This is a genomic window from Pseudomonas sp. LSJ-87, from assembly GCF_032971465.1.
In the GTDB taxonomy this organism is placed as follows: domain Bacteria; phylum Pseudomonadota; class Gammaproteobacteria; order Pseudomonadales; family Pseudomonadaceae; genus Aquipseudomonas; species Aquipseudomonas putida_Z.
Genome location: NZ_JAWJYQ010000116.1, coordinates 1 through 230 on the forward strand (window position 1 = coordinate 1; position 230 = coordinate 230).

General features: G+C 67.0%; 1 protein-coding gene. It reads right to left on the reverse strand.

The window, feature by feature from the left end:
* On the reverse strand, nucleotides 1–230 hold a 230-nt coding region (locus tag RYH74_RS26320), incomplete at both ends, for a contractile injection system protein, VgrG/Pvc8 family (protein WP_317410624.1).

Genomic DNA, 230 nt, shown 5'->3' on the forward strand with positions numbered 1-230 from the left:
CGCTTGTAGCGGCCGGGGTAGTCGAAGCGCTCATAGTCCCGGGACTGATGGGTGATGCTACTGTCACCTGCGCGGTGTTCCTGCCGGTACTGCGGGTTGGTGAAGGTGTAGTCCCGCTGCACCTGGCGTGCGGTGCGCACCTGTTCGCTGTAACGCAGGCGGCGCAGGCAAGGCCTGGCCTGGTCGCCACCGCTGTTGGCGCGGTACAGCACCTGGTCGGGGCCGATGTC